This window comes from Cupriavidus necator A5-1 (genome assembly GCF_000744095.1).
Classification (GTDB): Bacteria; Pseudomonadota; Gammaproteobacteria; order Burkholderiales; family Burkholderiaceae; genus Cupriavidus; species Cupriavidus necator_A.
Map to the genome: position 1 here is coordinate 843,959 of NZ_JQLI01000008.1, position 16,607 is coordinate 860,565.

The window sequence follows — 16,607 nt, forward strand, 5'->3', positions numbered from 1 at the left end:
TACCGCGCCCGGCGCGGCGGCTCAGTTGGCTGTGGCCGCCGTCGGCGCCCTGACCGTAATGGCCACGACTTCGCGGTAGACGACCTTGGCCATCTGGCCGCGCTTGATCTTGTTGAGGTCGATCGCCGGGTCCTCGACCTTGACGGTGCGCAACGTCTCGCGCGGCCCGCGGAAGGTGATGAGCTTGTTTGCAGGATCTATCTTGGTGATTTCCGCGGTCACGGTGGTGGTGACCTCGCGCATGATGCCGGGCTTGCCGCCTTCGGCCGCGCGCGAGGTGCGGTCGACTTGCTCCGCCAGCGCCGTGGCCTTGCTGTCGATCGGCTCCAGCGACGCCACCACGGCGGCGCTGCGCGCCACGGTGACGATGTCGCCCTTGCGGACCTGGCCGAAGTTGCGGGCTTCGTCGCCGGCGATCAGTTCCACCACGTTGCCGCGCGGGCCCTGCACCAGCACGGCCTTGGAGTCGGGATCGATATCGATGATCTTGCCGCTGATCACGGCCTCTTCCGCCACCATGACGGGGGCGGGCGCGCGCTGGGCATAGGCGCTGCCCATGGCCAGGACAGCGCTCGCGACGGCGGTGGCAAGCAGGGCGGAACAACGGCGGATGCGGCTCATGACTCTCCTCAGGGTAGGGAACCAGGTCACAACGGCACCGCTTACCAGCCGGCGCGGTCATCGCTGGGCACCGTCAGGTGCCGATGAAGCCATTGTGGACAATCGGCCATGGGCCAGCAATCCACTTCGAAAAAATTTGAGGGGCGAGATTAAAACGTTTAATTGGCCCGCGCGGGGCCTGGGGAACGGCGGCGAGGGACGATCTCGCTGCGCCGCAGCAAGCGCGCGGCTGGCTTACTGGCCGTCGAACAGCTCGCCGGCGCCGCCGGCCTGCGGGGACGCCAGGCCGAAATGCCGGTAGGCCGCGGCCGTGGCCACGCGCCCGCGCGGCGTGCGCTGCAGGTAGCCCTGCTGGATCAGGTAAGGCTCGAGCACATCTTCGATGGTGTCGCGCTCCTCGCCGATGGCCGCGGCCAGGTTGTCCACGCCCACCGGGCCGCCGCCAAACTTGTGCAGCACGGCTTCCAGCAGCTTGCGGTCCATCAGGTCGAAGCCAACACGGTCCACGTCCAGCATCGCCAGCGCGGCGTCGGCCATCTCGCGCGTGATGGTGCCGTCGCCCTTGACCTCGGCGTAGTCGCGCACGCGGCGCAGCAGCCGGTTGGCGATACGGGGCGTGCCGCGCGCGCGGCGGGCGATTTCCAGCGCGCCGTGCGGGTCGATGCGGGCGTGCAGCAGTTGCGCCGAGCGCGTGACGATGCGCGCCAGCTCCTCGGCGGTATAGAACTCCAGCCGCGCCACGATGCCGAAGCGGTCGCGCAGCGGATTGGTCAGCATGCCGGCGCGGGTGGTCGCGCCCACCAGCGTGAACGGCTGCAGGTCCAGCTTGACCGAACGGGCCGCCGGGCCTTCGCCGATCATGATGTCGATCTGGTAGTCCTCCAGTGCCGGGTACAGGATTTCCTCGACGACCGGCGAGAGCCGGTGGATCTCGTCGATGAACAGCACGTCGTTGGCTTCCAGGTTGGTCAGCAGCGCGGCCAGGTCGCCCGGGCGCTCCAGCACCGGGCCTGAGGTCTGGCGCAGGCTCACGCCCATTTCGCGCGCGATGATGTGGGCCAGCGTGGTCTTGCCCAGCCCGGGCGGGCCGAACAGGAGCACATGGTCCAGCGCCTCGCGCCGGTTGCGCGCCGCGTGCATGAAGATATCGAGCTGCCCGCGCACCTTTTCCTGGCCGACATACTCGTCCAGCAGCTTGGGCCGCAGCGCGCGCTCGTACGCCTCCTCCTGCGACGAGGCGGGGGTGGCGGAGATCACGCGGGCGGGGGCGGAAAGCTTGTCGGTTTCGATCATGGCGGTCAGGGAGCCAAACAGCGGCAATACCCCGTCATTCTACGCCTCAGCCCTTGGAGAGCGCCTTGAGCGCCAGCTTGATGCCCTCGGACACGCCGGTGCCGGCCGGCACCTGCTTGATCGCCAGGGCCGCTTCCTTCTCCGAATAGCCCAGCGCCAGCAGCGCATTGAGCACGTCGACGGCGCTGTCGGGCACCACCTGTACCCCCGGCGCATGACCCAGCTCAGCGCCCAGCTTGCCCTTGAGCTCCAGCAGCAGCCGCTCGGCTGTCTTCTTGCCGATGCCGGGCACGCGCGTGAGCCGGCCCGCCTCCTGCAGCGTGATCGTCTGCGCCAGCTCCGGTACCGACATGCCCGACAGCACCGCCAGCGCCATGCGCGCGCCGATGCCGGTGATCTTGATCAGCTCGCGGAAGGTGTTGCGTTCCGATGCGGTGCCGAAGCCGTACAGCAGGTGCGCGTCCTCGCGCACGATCAGCTGCGTCAGCAGCGTCACCGGCTGGCCTACCGCGGGCAGGTTGTAGAAGGTGCTCATCGGCACGTCGACCTCGTAGCCGACGCCGTGGCAGTCGACCAGCAGGTGCGGGGGATTCTTCTCGATTAGGGTGCCGGCGATGCGTCCGATCATGGTGCGGTGTGGTGTGTCAGGTAGGGGATGAGGCGGCGCAAGTGTACCCCGCGCGGGCGCCTGCCGGCCTCAGCGCACCGGCGTATCGACCGCGCGCCGGCCCAGCGCCGGGTCGTCGGTGAAGAAGCCGTCGACGCCGGCGGCGAGGAAGGCCTGCACCTCGCGCACCATGCCGGCGGGGTTGCGCGTGGCGTCGTCCCCGTCGGTCTGCAGCGCCTTGGGTAGGAAGCTGTTTTCCGGGCGGAAGGTGTAGGGGTGGACGAACAGGCCGGCCGCATGCGCGTTGCGCACCACCGCGGTCGGCGCAGCCAGCGCGCCCTGCGCGTCGCGTGGTACCACGCTGCTCTTCTCCGGGCCGATGCCGTCGGCGTAGGCCGCCACTTCGCGCAGGCCGGTCGTGCTCAGCATGTCATCGAAGGTGCGCGGGTCGCCGGCCAGCTTCCAGTCGGCGGGGCCCTTGCGCGGGTTGCCGACCAGCTGGACCAGCTTCACGTTGGGCAGCCCGCGGCCCAGCGTGCGCCGCATCGCGCGCAGGCTGCCGCTCTCGAAGCACTGGATAAACACCGGCGCCTGGCGCAGGTAGGGCTGCGCGCGCAAGGCCGCTGCCAGCTTGTCTTCAAGTGGCAGGCCGATGCCGCGGAAATAGCTCGGATGCTTCAGTTCGGGATATATGCCGATGGGTTTGCCGGTGCGCAGCGAGGCCTGCTCGGCCAGCCGCACGATTTCGTCGAAGGTCGGCACCTCGAACTGGTCGTTCAGCCGAGCATTGGCCGGCCGCACGCGCGGGATGCGCTCGCGCGCGCGCAGCGTCTTGAGCTCGGCCAGCGTGAAGTCTTCGGTGAACCAGCCGGTCAGGCGCTCGCCGTCGATGACTTTGGTGCGCTTGCGCTCGGCAAACTGCGTCAGCTCGGCGACGTTGGTGGTGCCGGTGATGTCGTTCTCGTGGCGCGCCACCAGCACGCCGTCGCGGGTCATCACCAGGTCGGGCTCGATCACGTCGGCGCCGTCCTCGATCGCCTTGGTGTAGGCGGCGAGCGTGTGTTCGGGGCGCAGCGCGCTGGCGCCGCGGTGCGCGATCACCAGCGCCTTGGGCTTCTCCGCAGCAGGCGGCGGGGCAACCGAGGCTCCCGGGGCAGGCGCCGGTGTCGGCGGCGGCGCGGGCTTGTGGCGCGGCGCGGTGGCGCAGCCGGCGAGCAGCACGGCGCAGGCCGCGGCGGCCGCGGCCGGGAACAGCCATCGTCGGGAAGCAGGGAAGAAGAGGCCGGCGGCGCGCGAGCGCGGCGCGCTCAGTCGGGACTGGCTTTGCATGCAGCGTTCCTGTGGAAAGACGAATGCCCGATTGTAAAAGACGCGGGCCGGGCGACCCCGCGCTCAGCCGATCAGCCGGCCGCGCCGCACGCGCATGCCCTTGCGCACCAGGTCGGGCGCCAGGCCCGCCAGCGTGCCCAGGGTATCGCCGCCATTGGCATGGCAGATCGCCACGCCGAGCGCATCGGCCGCATCGCTGCCGGGCTGGCCGGGCAGCATCAGCAGCCGCGTCACCATCTCCTGCACCTGGGCCTTGTTGGCGCGGCCATAGCCGACCACCGCCACCTTGAGCTGCAGCGCGGTGTATTCGAACACCGGCAGCCCGTAACTGACCAGCCCGCAGATCGCCGCGCCGCGGGCCTGGCCGAGCAGCAGCGTCGATTGCGGGTTGACGTTGACGAACACCTTCTCGATCGCGGCGCAGTCGGGCGCGTAGGTCCGGGACACTTCGCTGATGCCGTCGTACAGCGTCTTCAGTCGTTCCGGCAGCGGCGAATTGCCGTCGCTCCTGATCGTGCCCGAGGCCACATAGGCAAGCTTGTTGCCGTGCTTCTCGATCACGCCGAAGCCGGTGGTGCGCAGGCCGGGGTCGATGCCTAGGATTCGCATGGGCTGGGTAGGGTGGATGCCGTCGCTAGTGTATTGCTTTTTGCGCCGGCACCTAATGCAAAAAGCGGTTTCGCTTTTCCCTTGCAGGAGAACGAAACCGCTTCGGGAGCCGGCGGTCTTGCCAGGCAAGACCGCAAGCCTGCCAGTGCTTAGTGGCGGAAGTGGCGCGTGCCGGTCACCACCATGGCGATGCTGCGCTCGTCGGCGGCGGCGATCACTTCGTCGTCGCGCACCGAACCACCCGGCTGGATCACGCAGGTCGCGCCCGCGTCGACCACCACGTCCAGGCCGTCACGGAACGGGAAGAACGCGTCCGAGGCCACCGCCGAGCCGGCCAGCGTCAGGCCGGCGTTCTGCGCCTTGATGCTGGCGATGCGGGCCGAATCCACGCGGCTCATCTGGCCGGCGCCCACGCCCAGCGTCATGCCGCCGCCGCAGAACACGATGGCGTTGGACTTGACGAACTTGGCCACGCGCCAGGCGAACATCAGGTCGTCCATTTCCTTAGGGGTCGGGTGGCGGCGCGTCACCACGCGCAGCTCGGACGGCTGCACGTTCTTGGCGTCCGGGCTCTGCACCAGCAGGCCACCGCCGACACGCTTGAAGTCAAACTGGTTGACGCCCTTGCCCAGCGGGATCTCGAGCAGGCGCACGTTCTGCTTGGCCGCGAACACGGCACGCGCGCCGGCGCTGAACGATGGGGCGATCAGCACTTCGACGAACTGCTTGGCCACGGCCTGAGCGGCGGCTTCGTCCAGCTCGACATTGAAGGCGATGATGCCGCCGAAGGCCGAGGTCGAATCGGTCTTGAAGGCCTTGTCATACGCTTCGAGCGCGTTCGCGCCCAGCGCCACGCCGCACGGGTTGGCGTGCTTGATGATGACGCAGGCAGCCCCGGTTGCGGTATCGAACGACTTGACGCATTCCCAGGCCGCGTCGGCGTCGGCGATGTTGTTGTACGACAGCTCCTTGCCCTGCAGTTGCACGTAGTTGGCCAGCGCGCCGTCCACGGCCTTCAGGTCGCGGTAGAACGCGGCCGACTGGTGCGGGTTCTCGCCGTAGCGCATTTCCTGCACCTTGTCGAAGGCCAGGTTCAGCGTCTGCGGGTAGGCGCTGCGGCCCTGGTGCGACTTGTCGGCACCCAGGCTGGTCAGGTAGTTGGTGATGGCGCCGTCGTACTGCGCGGTGTGCGCGAACACCTTGGTGGCCAGGCGGAAGTTGGTGTCGTAGCCGACGCTGTTGCCGTTGGCGCGCATTTCGTCGAGCACCACGGCGTAGTCGGCCGGGTCGACGAGCACGGTCACGTCGCGGTGGTTCTTGGCCGCCGAGCGCAGCATGGTCGGGCCGCCGATGTCGATGTTCTCGATCGCGTCGGGCAGCGTGCAGTCATCCTTGGCCACGGTCTGCTGGAACGGGTACAGGTTCACCACCAGCAGGTCGATCGTCGGGATGTTGTGCTCGGCCAGCGCAGCCATGTGCTCGGGCAGGTCGCGGCGCGCCAGGATGCCGCCGTGGACCTTGGGGTGCAGCGTCTTCACGCGGCCGTCGAGCATTTCCGGGAAGCCGGTGTAGTCGGCCACCTCCGTCACGGGCAGGCCGCTGTCGGCCAGCAGCTTGGCGGTGCCGCCGGTGGAAAGCAGCGTGACGCCGAGCGCGTTCAGTTCGCGCGCGAAGTCGACGATGCCGGTCTTGTCGGAAACGGAGAGTAGGGCTTGCTTGATCATGGCTGTGGGAGATGCTTCAAATTCAAAGTAAACCGTGCTGCTGCAGCTTCTTGCGCAGCGTATTGCGATTGATGCCCAGGTAGGCGGCAGCCAGCGACTGGTTGCGCTCGGCGCGCAGCATCACGGCCTCGAGCAGTGGCCTTTCCACGGCCTCGAGCACCATGTTGTACATATTGGACGGCTCTTCGCCGTCCAGGTCGCGAAAGTACGTGTCCAGGCTTTCCCGGATGCACTGGTCGATAGCGTTGCGGCTCATGCGGCAAGCAACTCCCCGTTTTTGTTGTTGTTCGCTTCGTCTGCTTCGTTTGTCTGCGGTGCGGCGTCGTCCACGTACACCAGCCGGTCCGAGAACTGCGCCTGCTCGTCGAAGAACGCGTTGACCGCCGCCAGCTGCTCGGTGGTGGATTCCAGCGTGTTCATGCGATGGCGGAACAGGTTCGCGCCGCGCAGGCCGCGCGTGTACCAGGCGATATGCTTGCGCGCGGTGCGCACGCCGGTGAACTCGCCGTAGAAGGCGTAGTGGTCTTCCAGGTGCGCGTTCATGATCGCGCGGATCTCGGCCACTTCCGGCGACGGCAGCAACTCGCCGGTCTTCAGGAAGTGTTCGATCTCACGGAACAGCCACGGCCGGCCCTGCGCCGCGCGGCCGATCATGATCGCGTCGGCGCCCGTCAGCGCCAGCACCTCTTTGGCCTTGTGCGGCGTGGTGATGTCGCCGTTGGCGACCACCGGGATCGAGAGCGCTGCCTTGACCGCGGCAATGGTCTCGTACTCGGCTTCGCCGTGGTACAGGTCGGCGCGGGTGCGCCCGTGGATGGTGAGCATGCTGATGCCCGCGTCCTGCACCATGCGCGCGATGCGCAGCGCGTTGCGGTTCTCGCGGTTCCAGCCGGTGCGGATCTTGAGCGTGACCGGCACGCGCTCGCCGACGGCGGCGACCACCGCCTCGACGATGCGCACCACCAGCGGCTCGTTCTGCAGCAGCGCCGAGCCGGCGGCCACGTTGCACACCTTCTTGGCCGGGCAGCCCATGTTGATGTCGATGATCTGCGCGCCGCGGTCCACGTTGTAGCGTGCGGCCTCGGCCATCATCGACGGTTCGGCACCGGCGATCTGCACGGCGATGGGCTCGACCTCGCCGGCATGGTTGGCGCGGCGCATGGTCTTCTCGCTCTTCCACAGCTGTGCGTTGGACGCCACCATCTCCGAGACCGCATAGCCCGCGCCGAGCTGCTTGCACAGCTGGCGGAACGGCCGGTCCGTCACGCCCGCCATCGGGGCGACGAACAGGTTGTTGCGGAGTTGATGCGATCCGATCTGCACGATTGGGCGGTGGTGGTGTGGCGGTCCTGCGGGCCATGCCGTCCTTGCCGCGCGTTTTGCGCCAGGAGGAACCGGACAGCCTGCTTTGAAACGGGAGACGAAACGGTAAAACATGCCCCTGCCGAAACTGCGGCCGGCGGTGGATCGGGGCATGTGCGAGGGCAGGATTCTACCGCCAAACGGCCGCGACTGCCCAATATTTGAGCATCCATGACCGTTTTGCAGACAGAACGTGGCGCAAATGCCGCCGCATGGGCGGCGGCGAGGCAATGATGGCGGGGCGGGCGGGCGGACCGTTGCGCGGGGCGGGGCAATTCGCCTGCCCCTGCCGGAGCCACCCCGCGCGTGGCGCCCGCGCCACTGGCTTGGCTCAGCGCCGCATGCCGAACATCATGTGGCGCGCCAGCGCATGCCGCAGCGGCGGCAGGCAGGCCAGCGCCGCCAGCGACGCGCCCCGGGCATGGGCGGCCAGCGGGTAGGAGACGCTGAACAGGCGCGGCAGCAGGTCGGTGACGCCGATCGTGATCGCGCGGTCCAGCCGGTGCCGGCTGGCAAAGGCCTGCAGCGCCTGCGGCGTACAGGCGGTGCGCAGCGAGTCGGCCAGCGCGAATGCATCGCGCAGACCCAGGTTAAGCCCCTGGCCTGCCACCGGGTGCAGCGTCTGCGCGGCATTGCCGACCGCGGCCACGCGGCCATTGACGGTGACCGGCGCGGCGTTCAGCCCCAGCGGGAAGGCATGGCGCTTGCCCGCCAGCGTGAAATGTCCCATGCGGTCGCCGAACGCCTTGCTCAACTCCTCGGCGAACTCGGCTTCGGGCAGCGCAATGCGGCGCGCCGCCTGTTCCGGCGGGCAGCACCACACCAGCGCGTAGCCTTGCACGCCATGCTCGTCGTGCGGCAGCAGCGCCAGCGGGCCTTCCTCGGTAAAGCGCTCCCAGGCCCAGCCCGGCTGCGGGCGCGAGCAGGCGACATGGGCGATCACCGCGGTCTGGCGATAGTCGCGCGCGCGCGCGCCGCGGCCCTGGTGCGCGGCCTGCTCATGGAACAGCCCGCCCTCGGCCTGGACCACCAGGCGCGCGGCCAAGCGCGCCAGCTGGCCGTCGTGGGCGGTGCCGGTCAGGTGCGCGTGGCCGGTATCGGCGTCATCCGCGTCGCGTGGCAGCGGATCCTGCTCGATCTGGTCGATGCGGGTCTCGAACACGCGCAGCAGACGGTCCTCCCCGGCGGCCTGCGCGGCGCGGCCGAGGGCGCGTTCCAGCACGTCGCACAGCTCGCCATAGCGCACCACGTAGCCGAGCGCCGGCACGCCGTAGTCGTCATGGTGCAGCCGTACGTGGCCGAAGCGGCCGCGCTGCGACACATGGATATGTTCGATCGGGCTGCCGGCCACGGGCCAGGCGCCGATCTGCTCCAGCAGCTGGCGGCTGCCGTGCGACAGCGCGATCGCGCGCGGGTCGCGCGCGGCGCGTGCCGGCGTGGCGGCATCGATCAGCGCGATGCGCCAGTCGGTGGTGTGCAGCAGCTGGCAGGCCAGCGCCAGCCCGACCGGGCCGCCGCCGACGATGGCGATATCGCGGATATCAGCTTGCGCTGCCGGCATTGTTGCTGCCTCCTACATCGCCTCCCGCATTTGCGCCTTCAGTGCCGGCCCCGGCGCCGCGCTTCCAGCAGATCGCGTCCGAGCGCGACTTGCCGGCCGCGGCATCGCGCAGCGCATTGTCGAGCTTCTGCTGGTTGAAGCCCGGCAGCGCGCGCAGCCGCTCGACCAGCTCAGCATGGTTGGCGGCATCGAGCGGCACCACGCAGCCCTGGCCGCTATCCTCCGCGCCGATCAGGATCAGCCAGGCGTTGCCGGCCCATGGCGCACGGTTCGACACGCGCACCACCACGCGCTCGAGGATGTCCCACGCGACTTCCTCGCGCTGGCCGTCGGGGCGGTGCACCACCACGCGGTCGTCATACAGGTTGATGATGAAGGGGTCGGACGGATCGTGCCGGGTCCCGGCATTGCTGCCGGCGGTGTCCTGTCCGGGAAAGATCCTGCGCAGCCAGCCGATCATCGCGGGTCTCCGGAAGCAGGTTGTTGCTCGCGCATCAGCGCCTCGATTTCGTCGGCGCGCACCGGCACGCCGCGCGTGATCAGCTCGCAATCGCCGTCGGTGACGATGGCATCGTCCTCGATGCGGATGCCGATGTGCCAGTAGCGCTCGGGCACGTCCTCGGCCGGGCGCACGTAGATGCCGGGCTCGATGGTCAGCACCATGCCGGGCTGCAGCGGGCGCCACGGGCGCTCGCCTTCACCGGTGTGGCTGGCCACGCGGTATTCGCCCACGTCGTGCACATCCATGCCGAGCCAGTGGCCGGTGCGGTGCATGTAGAAGCGGCGGTAGTTGCCGCTGGCGAGCACGTCGTCGAGCGTGCCCTCCTTGTTGCGGTCGAGCAGGCCGGTATCGAGCATGCCCTGCGCCAGCACGCGCACCGCAGCGTCGTGCGGCACGTTGTAGGGCACGCCCGCGCGGGTTTCGGCGATGGCGGCTTCCTGCGCGGCCACCACCAGGTCGTACAGCTCGCGCTGCGCCGGCGAGAAGCGGCCTGAAACCGGGAAGGTGCGGGTGATATCCGAGGCGTAGCCGTCCAGCTCGCAGCCGGCGTCGATCAGGCACAGGTCGCCGTCCTTCAGTTCGGCCGGGCCGGCGCGGTAGTGCAGCACGCACGCGTTGGGGCCGGCCGCGACGATGGAGTTGTAGGCCACGCTCTGCGCGCCGTGGCGGCGGAATTCATAGAGCAGCTCGGCTTCCAGGTGGTACTCGCGCAGCCCGGCGCGGGTGGCCTGCATCGCGCGCACATGGGCACGGGCCGAGATCTCGGCGGCGCGACGCATCGTGGCCAGCTCGCCCGCGTCCTTGAACAGGCGCATTTCGTCGAGCAGATTGCGGATATCGAGCGCGACCGAGGGCGCGGCCACGCCGGCGCGCCCCTGCATGCGCACGGCGTCCATCCAGCGGCGCATCTGCACGTCGGTGCGGGTCGAGTCGGCGAGCGGATAGGCCAGCTGGGCGCGGTTGGCCAGCAGCGACGGCAGCGTGGCGTCGATCTCTTCGACCGAATGCGCTTCATCGAAGCCGAACGCGGCGCGCGCGCCTTCCGGGCCGAAGCGGAAACCGTCCCAGATCTCGCGCTCTTCGTGCTTGGGGCGGCAGAACAGGATGCTGCGGTCGGCGTCGGCGGCGTCGGCGGCGTCGCCGGGCGCGCCGGCGACCAGCACCAGCACGGCCTCGGGCTCGGTAAAGCCGGTCAGGTAGTAGAAATAGCTGTCGTGCCGGTACGGGTAGTCGCTGTCGCGGTTGCGCATGGCTTCCGGCGCCGTGGGCAGGATCGCCACGCCACCGCCACCGGCGCGCAGGTGCTGCAGCACACGGGCGCGACGGTCGCGGCAGGCGGCGAGGAGGGCATTGTCGGGTGCGGACATGTCAGGGCCTGGATGAGGAGGATCAGGCCGATTCTAACGCCGCTGGGCGTCCCGCTGCGCCGGTGGACCGAAAGCCGCGTGGCGCGGCGGGGTCCTGGCGTGCGCGCTAGCGCCCTTGCGCGGCAGCGCGGGCGGGCACCAGCGAGGCATCCAGCTCAGCCAGCTGCCCCGGCGTCCCCACATTCTCCCAGCGTCCGTCAAAGCGCTCAGCGCTTGCGGTGCCGGCGGCGATGGCGGCGTGATAGATCGGCGTCATCGCCACCCGGGTGCCGGGCGCGATGGCGGTGAAGAATCGCGTGTCATACAGGCCGATATTGCCGAAGGTGAGCCGTTCGCCATTTGCCGGATGCTCGTCCAGCGACAGCCGGCCCTGTGCATCCATCGCGAAATCCCCGCGTGGATGGAACGCCGGGTTCGGCACCATCACCAGATGCATGCGCGGCTCGGCCGCGCCGGCCAATGCCGCGGCGCGCGGCAGCAGCGCGCGGAAGTCGTAGTCGCAGAAGATATCGCCGGACACGGCCAGGAAGATCTCGCCGCGCTCCGGAGCGTGCGACAGCAGCGGCAGGGCCTTGGCGATGCCGCCTGCGGTTTCCAGCGCCTCGCCTTCGGCCGAGTACGCAATACGCACGCCTAACCGGCCGCCGTCGCCCAGCGTCGCCTCGATCTGCTCGCCCAGCCAGGCGTGGTTGATGACGATGTCACGCAGGCCGGCACGCGCCAGCGCCTCGATCTTCCAGACGATCAGCGGCTTGCCGCCCACCGTCAGCAGCGGCTTGGGACGGCTGTCGGTCAACGGCCGCATGCGGTCGCCGCGGCCGGCGGCGAAGATCATGGTCTTTATCAAAACAAAGCCTCCAGGGCGAGCAGCGTGGCCATGCCGCCGGCAATGGTCCAGCCGACGCTGCGGGTACGTGCGGCAATCAGGATGGCGACCACGCCGGCCACCAGCCGTGCGTTGGTCGGGGTCAGGGCGAGCTCGCCCTGCTGCATCAGCAGGTCGGGCGCGATCAGCGCCGACAGCATGGCCGCCGGCACGAACTGCAGCGCGGTGCGGAACCACGACGGCAGCCGCACGCGGCCTTCCACGGCGATAAACGACAGGCGGATCAGGAAGGTGGCCAGGCCGGCGGCGAGGAAGACCCACAGCAGGGTCATCGAATTCATGCGGCCTCCTTGCCGACCGAACCGGCATGACTGGCTGCACGCGGACCCGGGCGGTTGCCGCGGCCCAGCACCAGCATGCCCACGGCAATGCCGCCCAGCGCCGCCACCATCAGGCCGAGCTTGTGCGGCAGGCTGTAGCAGGCCACCGCCAGCACGGTCGCAGCCAGCGCCGCGGCCACGTGCGAGCGATGCTTCAGGCCCGGCACGATGATGCCGATGAAGGTCAGCGGCAGGAAGAAGTCCAGCGGCCAGTCGCGCGGCACCTGCGCGCCGACCAATACGCCGACCAGCGTCGACAGCTGCCAGCTGGCCCACAGCGCAAAGCCGCCGCCAAAGTAATACCAGTGGCGATATTGCGCGCGCGGGCCGGTATCGCCCAGCCGGTGCGTCATTGCAGCGAAGGCCTCGTCGGTCAGCAGGTAGGCGATCAGCGCCTTCCAGCGCCGCGGCAGGTGTGCCAGCGTGGGCGCGATGGTGGCGGAATACAGCGCGTGGCGCAGGTTGACCATCGCCACCGTCAGCGTAATCACCACCGCCGGCGTGCCGGCGGTCCACAGCTGGGTCAGGATCATCTGCGAGGCGCCGCCGAACACGATCGCGCTCATGGCGCAGGCCAGCCAGGCGGGCATGCCGGCGCCCACCGCCAGCACGCCATAGATCAGCCCGAACGGCACCACGCCCAGCAGCATCGGGGCGAGGGCGCGCGCGCCGGCCAGCCATTCGCCGGCGGCGGTGATGGCGGGCGCGCCATCGGGGTTCGGGTGGTTGGCTTCAGGCACGGCGCGTCAGAAGGTGTAGCCGGCCGGGCTGGCCACGCCTTCGAGCGCGTCCAGCAGCCGGATCAGCTTGCGCAGCTCGGTATAGCGGCCGGCCACCAGGCGCGTGTACTTGAGCACCAGCGGCAGGTTGGCCAGGTAGCCGTCCTTGCCGTCGCGATGGTACAGGCGCGCGAAGATGCCAAGCACTTTCAGATGGCGCTGCAGGCCCATCCATTCGAAGTCGCGGTAGAACTCGCCGAAGTCGGCATTGACCGGCAGGCCGGCCTTGCGCGCGCGCTCCCAGTAGCGGATCAGCCAGTCCAGCTGCTGCTCCTCGTCCCATTCGATATAGGCGTCGCGCCACAGCGAGACCGCGTCATAGGTAATCGGGCCGATCACCGCGTCCTGGAAGTCCAGCACGCCCGGGTTCGCACCGTCGTCGAGCACCATCAGGTTTCGCGAGTGGTAATCCCGGTGCACGTAGACCTGCGGCTGCGCCAGGTTGTTGGCAAGCAGCGCGTCCATCACTTCGCGCAGGTCGGCCTGCTGGGCGTCGCTCAGCGTGGCACCTAAATGTCTGGCTACATACCACCGCGGGAACAGGTCGAGCTCGCGCTGCAGCAGGGCGCGGTCGTAGGGCGGCAGCTCGCCGGGGCGCGTGGCGGCCTGGATGCGCACCAGCGCGGCGGCGGCGTCGGCATACATGCCGTGGGCGGTGGAATCGTCCAGCCGCGACAGGTAAGTCTGGCTGCCCAGGTCGGCCAGCAGCAGGAAACCCTGCTCCAGGTCCTGCGCCAGCACGGTCGGCACGCTCACGCCGGCATCGCCGAACAGCTTGCACACATGGATGAACGGACGGCAGTCCTCGTGCGCCGGCGGCGCGTCCATCACGATGGCGGTGGGGTGCGCCGGATGGCCGGTGCTGACGCGGAAATAGCGCCGGAAGCTGGCGTCGGCCGAGGCGGGGGCGCAGGAGTCAGGATCGGCGGACCATGCCGGGCCGAGTCCGGACACCCAGGCCTTGAGCTGGTCCATGCGCGGGTCGTGGGGGAGAGCTGCCATACAGGAGGGGCGCGGAAATAAGAAATGAAACCGAACGTAAGCCGGAAGAGGAGCTTTGGTTGCCCCGTATAATACCCGACCAGACCCGGGCGCCGGGCGGCCCCCGGGAGGGGCCTTTCGGTGCCCCGCAGCCTGCTCCCGGCGGGGGCTGGCGGCTTGCAGGCGGGCCGCAGCCGACGCCGAGACTGACAACCCGTGCGAATGACCGAACAACGACGAACACCGAATAACAGGGCCTTGCCTTCGCCTGCCATCGGCGCCGCCCCCCGGGCCAGGCGCGCCGCCGGCCTGCACGCGGGCGCGCTGCGGCCGCTGGTGCTGGCCATGGCCGGCTTGTCGGCCGGGGCCCAGGCGCAGATGTCCAGCTCGGCGATCCCCGACCTGGACCAGGCCGAGCCGGTGTTCGAAGCCGCGCCGGCCGTGCCCCAACTGCCCGCGGTCTCCGGCGAAATCGTGCCGCGGCTTGCCGAGCCCCCCAAGAAGAGCGAGCCCGATTCCAACGCCCCCGTCTTTATCGAGGGCGACCGCATGACCGGCTACAGCGAACGCGGGGTCGAGCTCGAAGGCCATGCCGAGCTGCGCCGCGACGGCGGCGTGGTCAAGGGCGACAAGCTCAGCTACGACCAGGACACCGACGAGGCCTTCGCCCAGGGCAACGTGCGCATGTCGCGCAACGGCACGCTGGCGGTCGGCCCCGAGGCCCGGGTGAAAGTCGAGGCCAACGAAGGCTACATGCTGTCGCCGGACTATTATTTCCAGCCGACCGGTGGCACGGGCAAGGCCGAGCGCATCGACTTCCTGGACAAGGACCGCAGCACAATCAAGCGCGCGTCGTACACCACCTGCTCGCCGGACAATGCCGACTGGTACTTCAGTGCGAACCAGATCGACCTGGACAGCGACCGCCAGGTGGGCGTGGCCTACGGCGGCGTGCTGAATTTCTTCGGCGTGCCAGTCGCGGCGGCGCCGGTGTTCAGCTTCCCGCTCAACGACGAGCGCCGCAGCGGTTTCCTGCCGCCGCTGATGGGCTACGGCTCGAAATCGGGCTTCGACCTGACGACGCCGTACTACGTCAATATCGCGCCCAACCGCGACCTGACGATCTACCCGCGCCTGATGACCGAGCGCGGCCTGCAGCTCGGCGGCGAGTACCGCTACCTGGGCCAGGGCTACTCCGGGCGCGTGCGCGCCGAGTTCCTGCCCGATGACCAGAAGACCAACTCGAACCGCTGGGCCTACTCGATCCAGCACAACCAGAACCTGGCCAAGGGACTCAACGCCTACCTGAATATCAACCGGGTCTCCGACGACCAGTACCCGGACGATTTCAACCGCAGCGTGGCGCAGTCCGCGCAACGCCAGTACCTGCAGGAAGGCGGCGTCACCTACAACTGGCAGGATTTCTTCCTGATGGCGCGGGTGCAGAAGTTCCAGACCCTGCGCCCGAGCGAGCCGTCCTACGAGCGTGTGCCGCAGCTCAACGGCAAGTACCTGCGCTATGACCTGGGCGGCTTTGATGTGCAGGTCGAAGCGGACTACACGCGTTTCCGCATCCCGCTGACGTCCGCCGGCCTCCAGCAGCCGCAGGGCGAGCGCATGTTCATCCAGCCGAGCATCAGCTACCCGATTGTGCGTGCTGGCTGGTACGTGACGCCAAAGGTCACCTTCAACGCGACGCAGTACCAGATGGAGTCGGCCACCAACACGCCGACCGCGCAGGACAACTTCTCGCGCGTGCTGCCGACCGTCAGCGTGGACTCCGGCATGACCTTCGAGCGCGATGCGCCGACCATGAGCCGGCTGTTCGGCGTGAACTACGTGCAGACGCTGGAACCGCGCCTGTTCTACGTGTACACGCCGTTCCGCGACCAGAGCCAGTTCCCGCTGTTCGATACGGTGCAGTCGGACTTCGGCTATGGCCAGATCTTCAGCGAGAACCCGTTCACCGGCTATGACCGCATCGCCGACAACAACAAGCTGACCGGCGGCCTGACCACGCGCCTGATCGAGTCCGATACCGGCATCGAGCGCTTCCGCGGCACCATCGCGCAGCGCTATGACTTCACCGGCCAGCGCGTGCAGATCAACGGCACCGTGGCCGATCCCAAGCCGGGTGCCTCCGACCTGCTGGCGGCCACCACTATCCAGATGTTCCGTGGTTACTATCTGGACATGGGTGTGCAGTACAACCTGGATACGGACCGGATCAACTATGGCAACGTCGCGTTTGCCTACCGCCCGGAGCCGCGCAAGCTGATCAACGTCGGTTACCGCTATCGCCGCCCGACCATGGTGACGGACAATACCGCGATCGACCAGTTCGAGGTGTCGGGTCAGTGGCCGATCACGCGCCGGGCCTATGGTATCGCGCGCTTTGCCTTCGACCTGGCCGCCAGCCAGATGGTCGACACGCTGGCCGGCATCGAATACGCGGCGGACTGCTGGGTCGGCCGCGTCGTGTACCAGCGTTTCCGCAACACCACGCAGGGCTACACCGGGCGGGTCTTCCTGCAGGTGGAGTTCCGTGGCCTTTCCAAGATCGGTTCCAACCCGTTGAATATCCTGCGCCTGAACGTGCCGGGCTACGAGCCCGTGACCGCCAAGCCGGTGCCGACGACCCAGTTCGATCACTATGAATGACGGAT

The 16,607-nt window shown here is 68.8% G+C and carries 16 protein-coding genes; 1 reads left to right on the forward strand and 15 read right to left on the reverse strand.

The genetic code is table 11. The features are described 5' to 3' along the window. Positions 1–21 precede the first annotated feature (21 nt). The 15 genes from K307_RS28115 to K307_RS28185 all read right to left on the reverse strand — a co-directional run bounded on the left by K307_RS28115 (position 22) and on the right by K307_RS28185 (position 13,962). A complete protein-coding gene (locus K307_RS28115; RefSeq protein ID WP_042884100.1) occupies positions 22–621 on the reverse strand; it encodes a hypothetical protein in 600 nt (199 codons plus the stop codon). Between the two features lie 234 nt (positions 622–855). Further along, complete coding sequence (ruvB, locus tag K307_RS28120; protein WP_022533572.1) at positions 856–1,914, reverse strand: Holliday junction branch migration DNA helicase RuvB; 1,059 nt, start codon at positions 1,912–1,914, stop codon at positions 856–858. 46 nt (positions 1,915–1,960) lie between these two features. Then, entirely contained in the window at positions 1,961–2,542 is a 582-nt protein-coding gene (gene ruvA, locus K307_RS28125) for a Holliday junction branch migration protein RuvA (protein WP_042884102.1), read from the reverse strand. Between the two features lie 69 nt (positions 2,543–2,611). Further along, a complete protein-coding gene (locus tag K307_RS28130; protein ID WP_196251626.1) occupies positions 2,612–3,850 on the reverse strand; it encodes a glycerophosphodiester phosphodiesterase in 1,239 nt (412 codons plus the stop codon). Between the two features lie 63 nt (positions 3,851–3,913). Continuing rightward, positions 3,914–4,459 carry a crossover junction endodeoxyribonuclease RuvC gene (gene ruvC, locus K307_RS28135; protein WP_022533575.1) on the reverse strand — a complete coding sequence of 182 codons (546 nt, stop codon included), beginning with the start codon at positions 4,457–4,459 and terminating at the stop codon, positions 3,914–3,916. 149 nt (positions 4,460–4,608) lie between these two features. After that, complete coding sequence (purH, locus tag K307_RS28140) at positions 4,609–6,183, reverse strand: bifunctional phosphoribosylaminoimidazolecarboxamide formyltransferase/IMP cyclohydrolase (RefSeq protein WP_042884104.1); 1,575 nt, start codon at positions 6,181–6,183, stop codon at positions 4,609–4,611. A gap of 22 nt (positions 6,184–6,205) precedes the next feature. Next, positions 6,206–6,439 carry a Fis family transcriptional regulator gene (locus K307_RS28145; RefSeq protein ID WP_022533577.1) on the reverse strand — a complete coding sequence of 78 codons (234 nt, stop codon included), beginning with the start codon at positions 6,437–6,439 and terminating at the stop codon, positions 6,206–6,208. Next, entirely contained in the window at positions 6,436–7,506 is a 1,071-nt protein-coding gene (gene dusB / locus K307_RS28150) for a tRNA dihydrouridine synthase DusB (protein ID WP_042884106.1), read from the reverse strand. Before dusB ends, K307_RS28145 begins: the two co-directional genes overlap by 4 nt. A gap of 370 nt (positions 7,507–7,876) precedes the next feature. Then, on the reverse strand, positions 7,877–9,106 hold the full coding sequence (locus tag K307_RS28155; RefSeq protein ID WP_042884108.1) for a UbiH/UbiF/VisC/COQ6 family ubiquinone biosynthesis hydroxylase: 1,230 nt from the start codon (positions 9,104–9,106) through the stop codon (positions 7,877–7,879). Next, positions 9,087–9,566, reverse strand: coding sequence for a hypothetical protein (locus K307_RS28160; protein WP_042884110.1), 480 nt, complete (start codon positions 9,564–9,566; stop codon positions 9,087–9,089). The genes K307_RS28155 and K307_RS28160 overlap by 20 nt, the downstream gene beginning before the upstream one ends. Then, complete coding sequence (locus tag K307_RS28165) at positions 9,563–10,975, reverse strand: aminopeptidase P N-terminal domain-containing protein (protein WP_042884111.1); 1,413 nt, start codon at positions 10,973–10,975, stop codon at positions 9,563–9,565. Before K307_RS28165 ends, K307_RS28160 begins: the two co-directional genes overlap by 4 nt. Positions 10,976–11,081: 106 nt before the next feature. Then, complete coding sequence (murU, locus tag K307_RS28170) at positions 11,082–11,819, reverse strand: N-acetylmuramate alpha-1-phosphate uridylyltransferase MurU (protein ID WP_042887492.1); 738 nt, start codon at positions 11,817–11,819, stop codon at positions 11,082–11,084. Next, complete coding sequence (locus tag K307_RS28175) at positions 11,819–12,142, reverse strand: AzlD domain-containing protein (RefSeq protein WP_042884112.1); 324 nt, start codon at positions 12,140–12,142, stop codon at positions 11,819–11,821. Before K307_RS28175 ends, murU begins: the two co-directional genes overlap by 1 nt. Then, complete coding sequence (locus tag K307_RS28180; RefSeq protein ID WP_230626371.1) at positions 12,139–12,831, reverse strand: AzlC family ABC transporter permease; 693 nt, start codon at positions 12,829–12,831, stop codon at positions 12,139–12,141. The genes K307_RS28175 and K307_RS28180 overlap by 4 nt, the downstream gene beginning before the upstream one ends. Before the next feature lie 96 nt (positions 12,832–12,927). Continuing rightward, a complete protein-coding gene (locus K307_RS28185) occupies positions 12,928–13,962 on the reverse strand; it encodes an aminoglycoside phosphotransferase family protein (protein WP_042884116.1) in 1,035 nt (344 codons plus the stop codon). Positions 13,963–14,163: 201 nt separating this feature from the next. On the opposite strand from K307_RS28185, the gene K307_RS28190 reads away from it, so the two are divergent. Further along, positions 14,164–16,602 (forward strand): LPS-assembly protein LptD, encoded by a 2,439-nt coding sequence (locus K307_RS28190; protein ID WP_042884118.1) that lies wholly within the window; start codon positions 14,164–14,166, stop codon positions 16,600–16,602. Positions 16,603–16,607 lie beyond the last annotated feature (5 nt).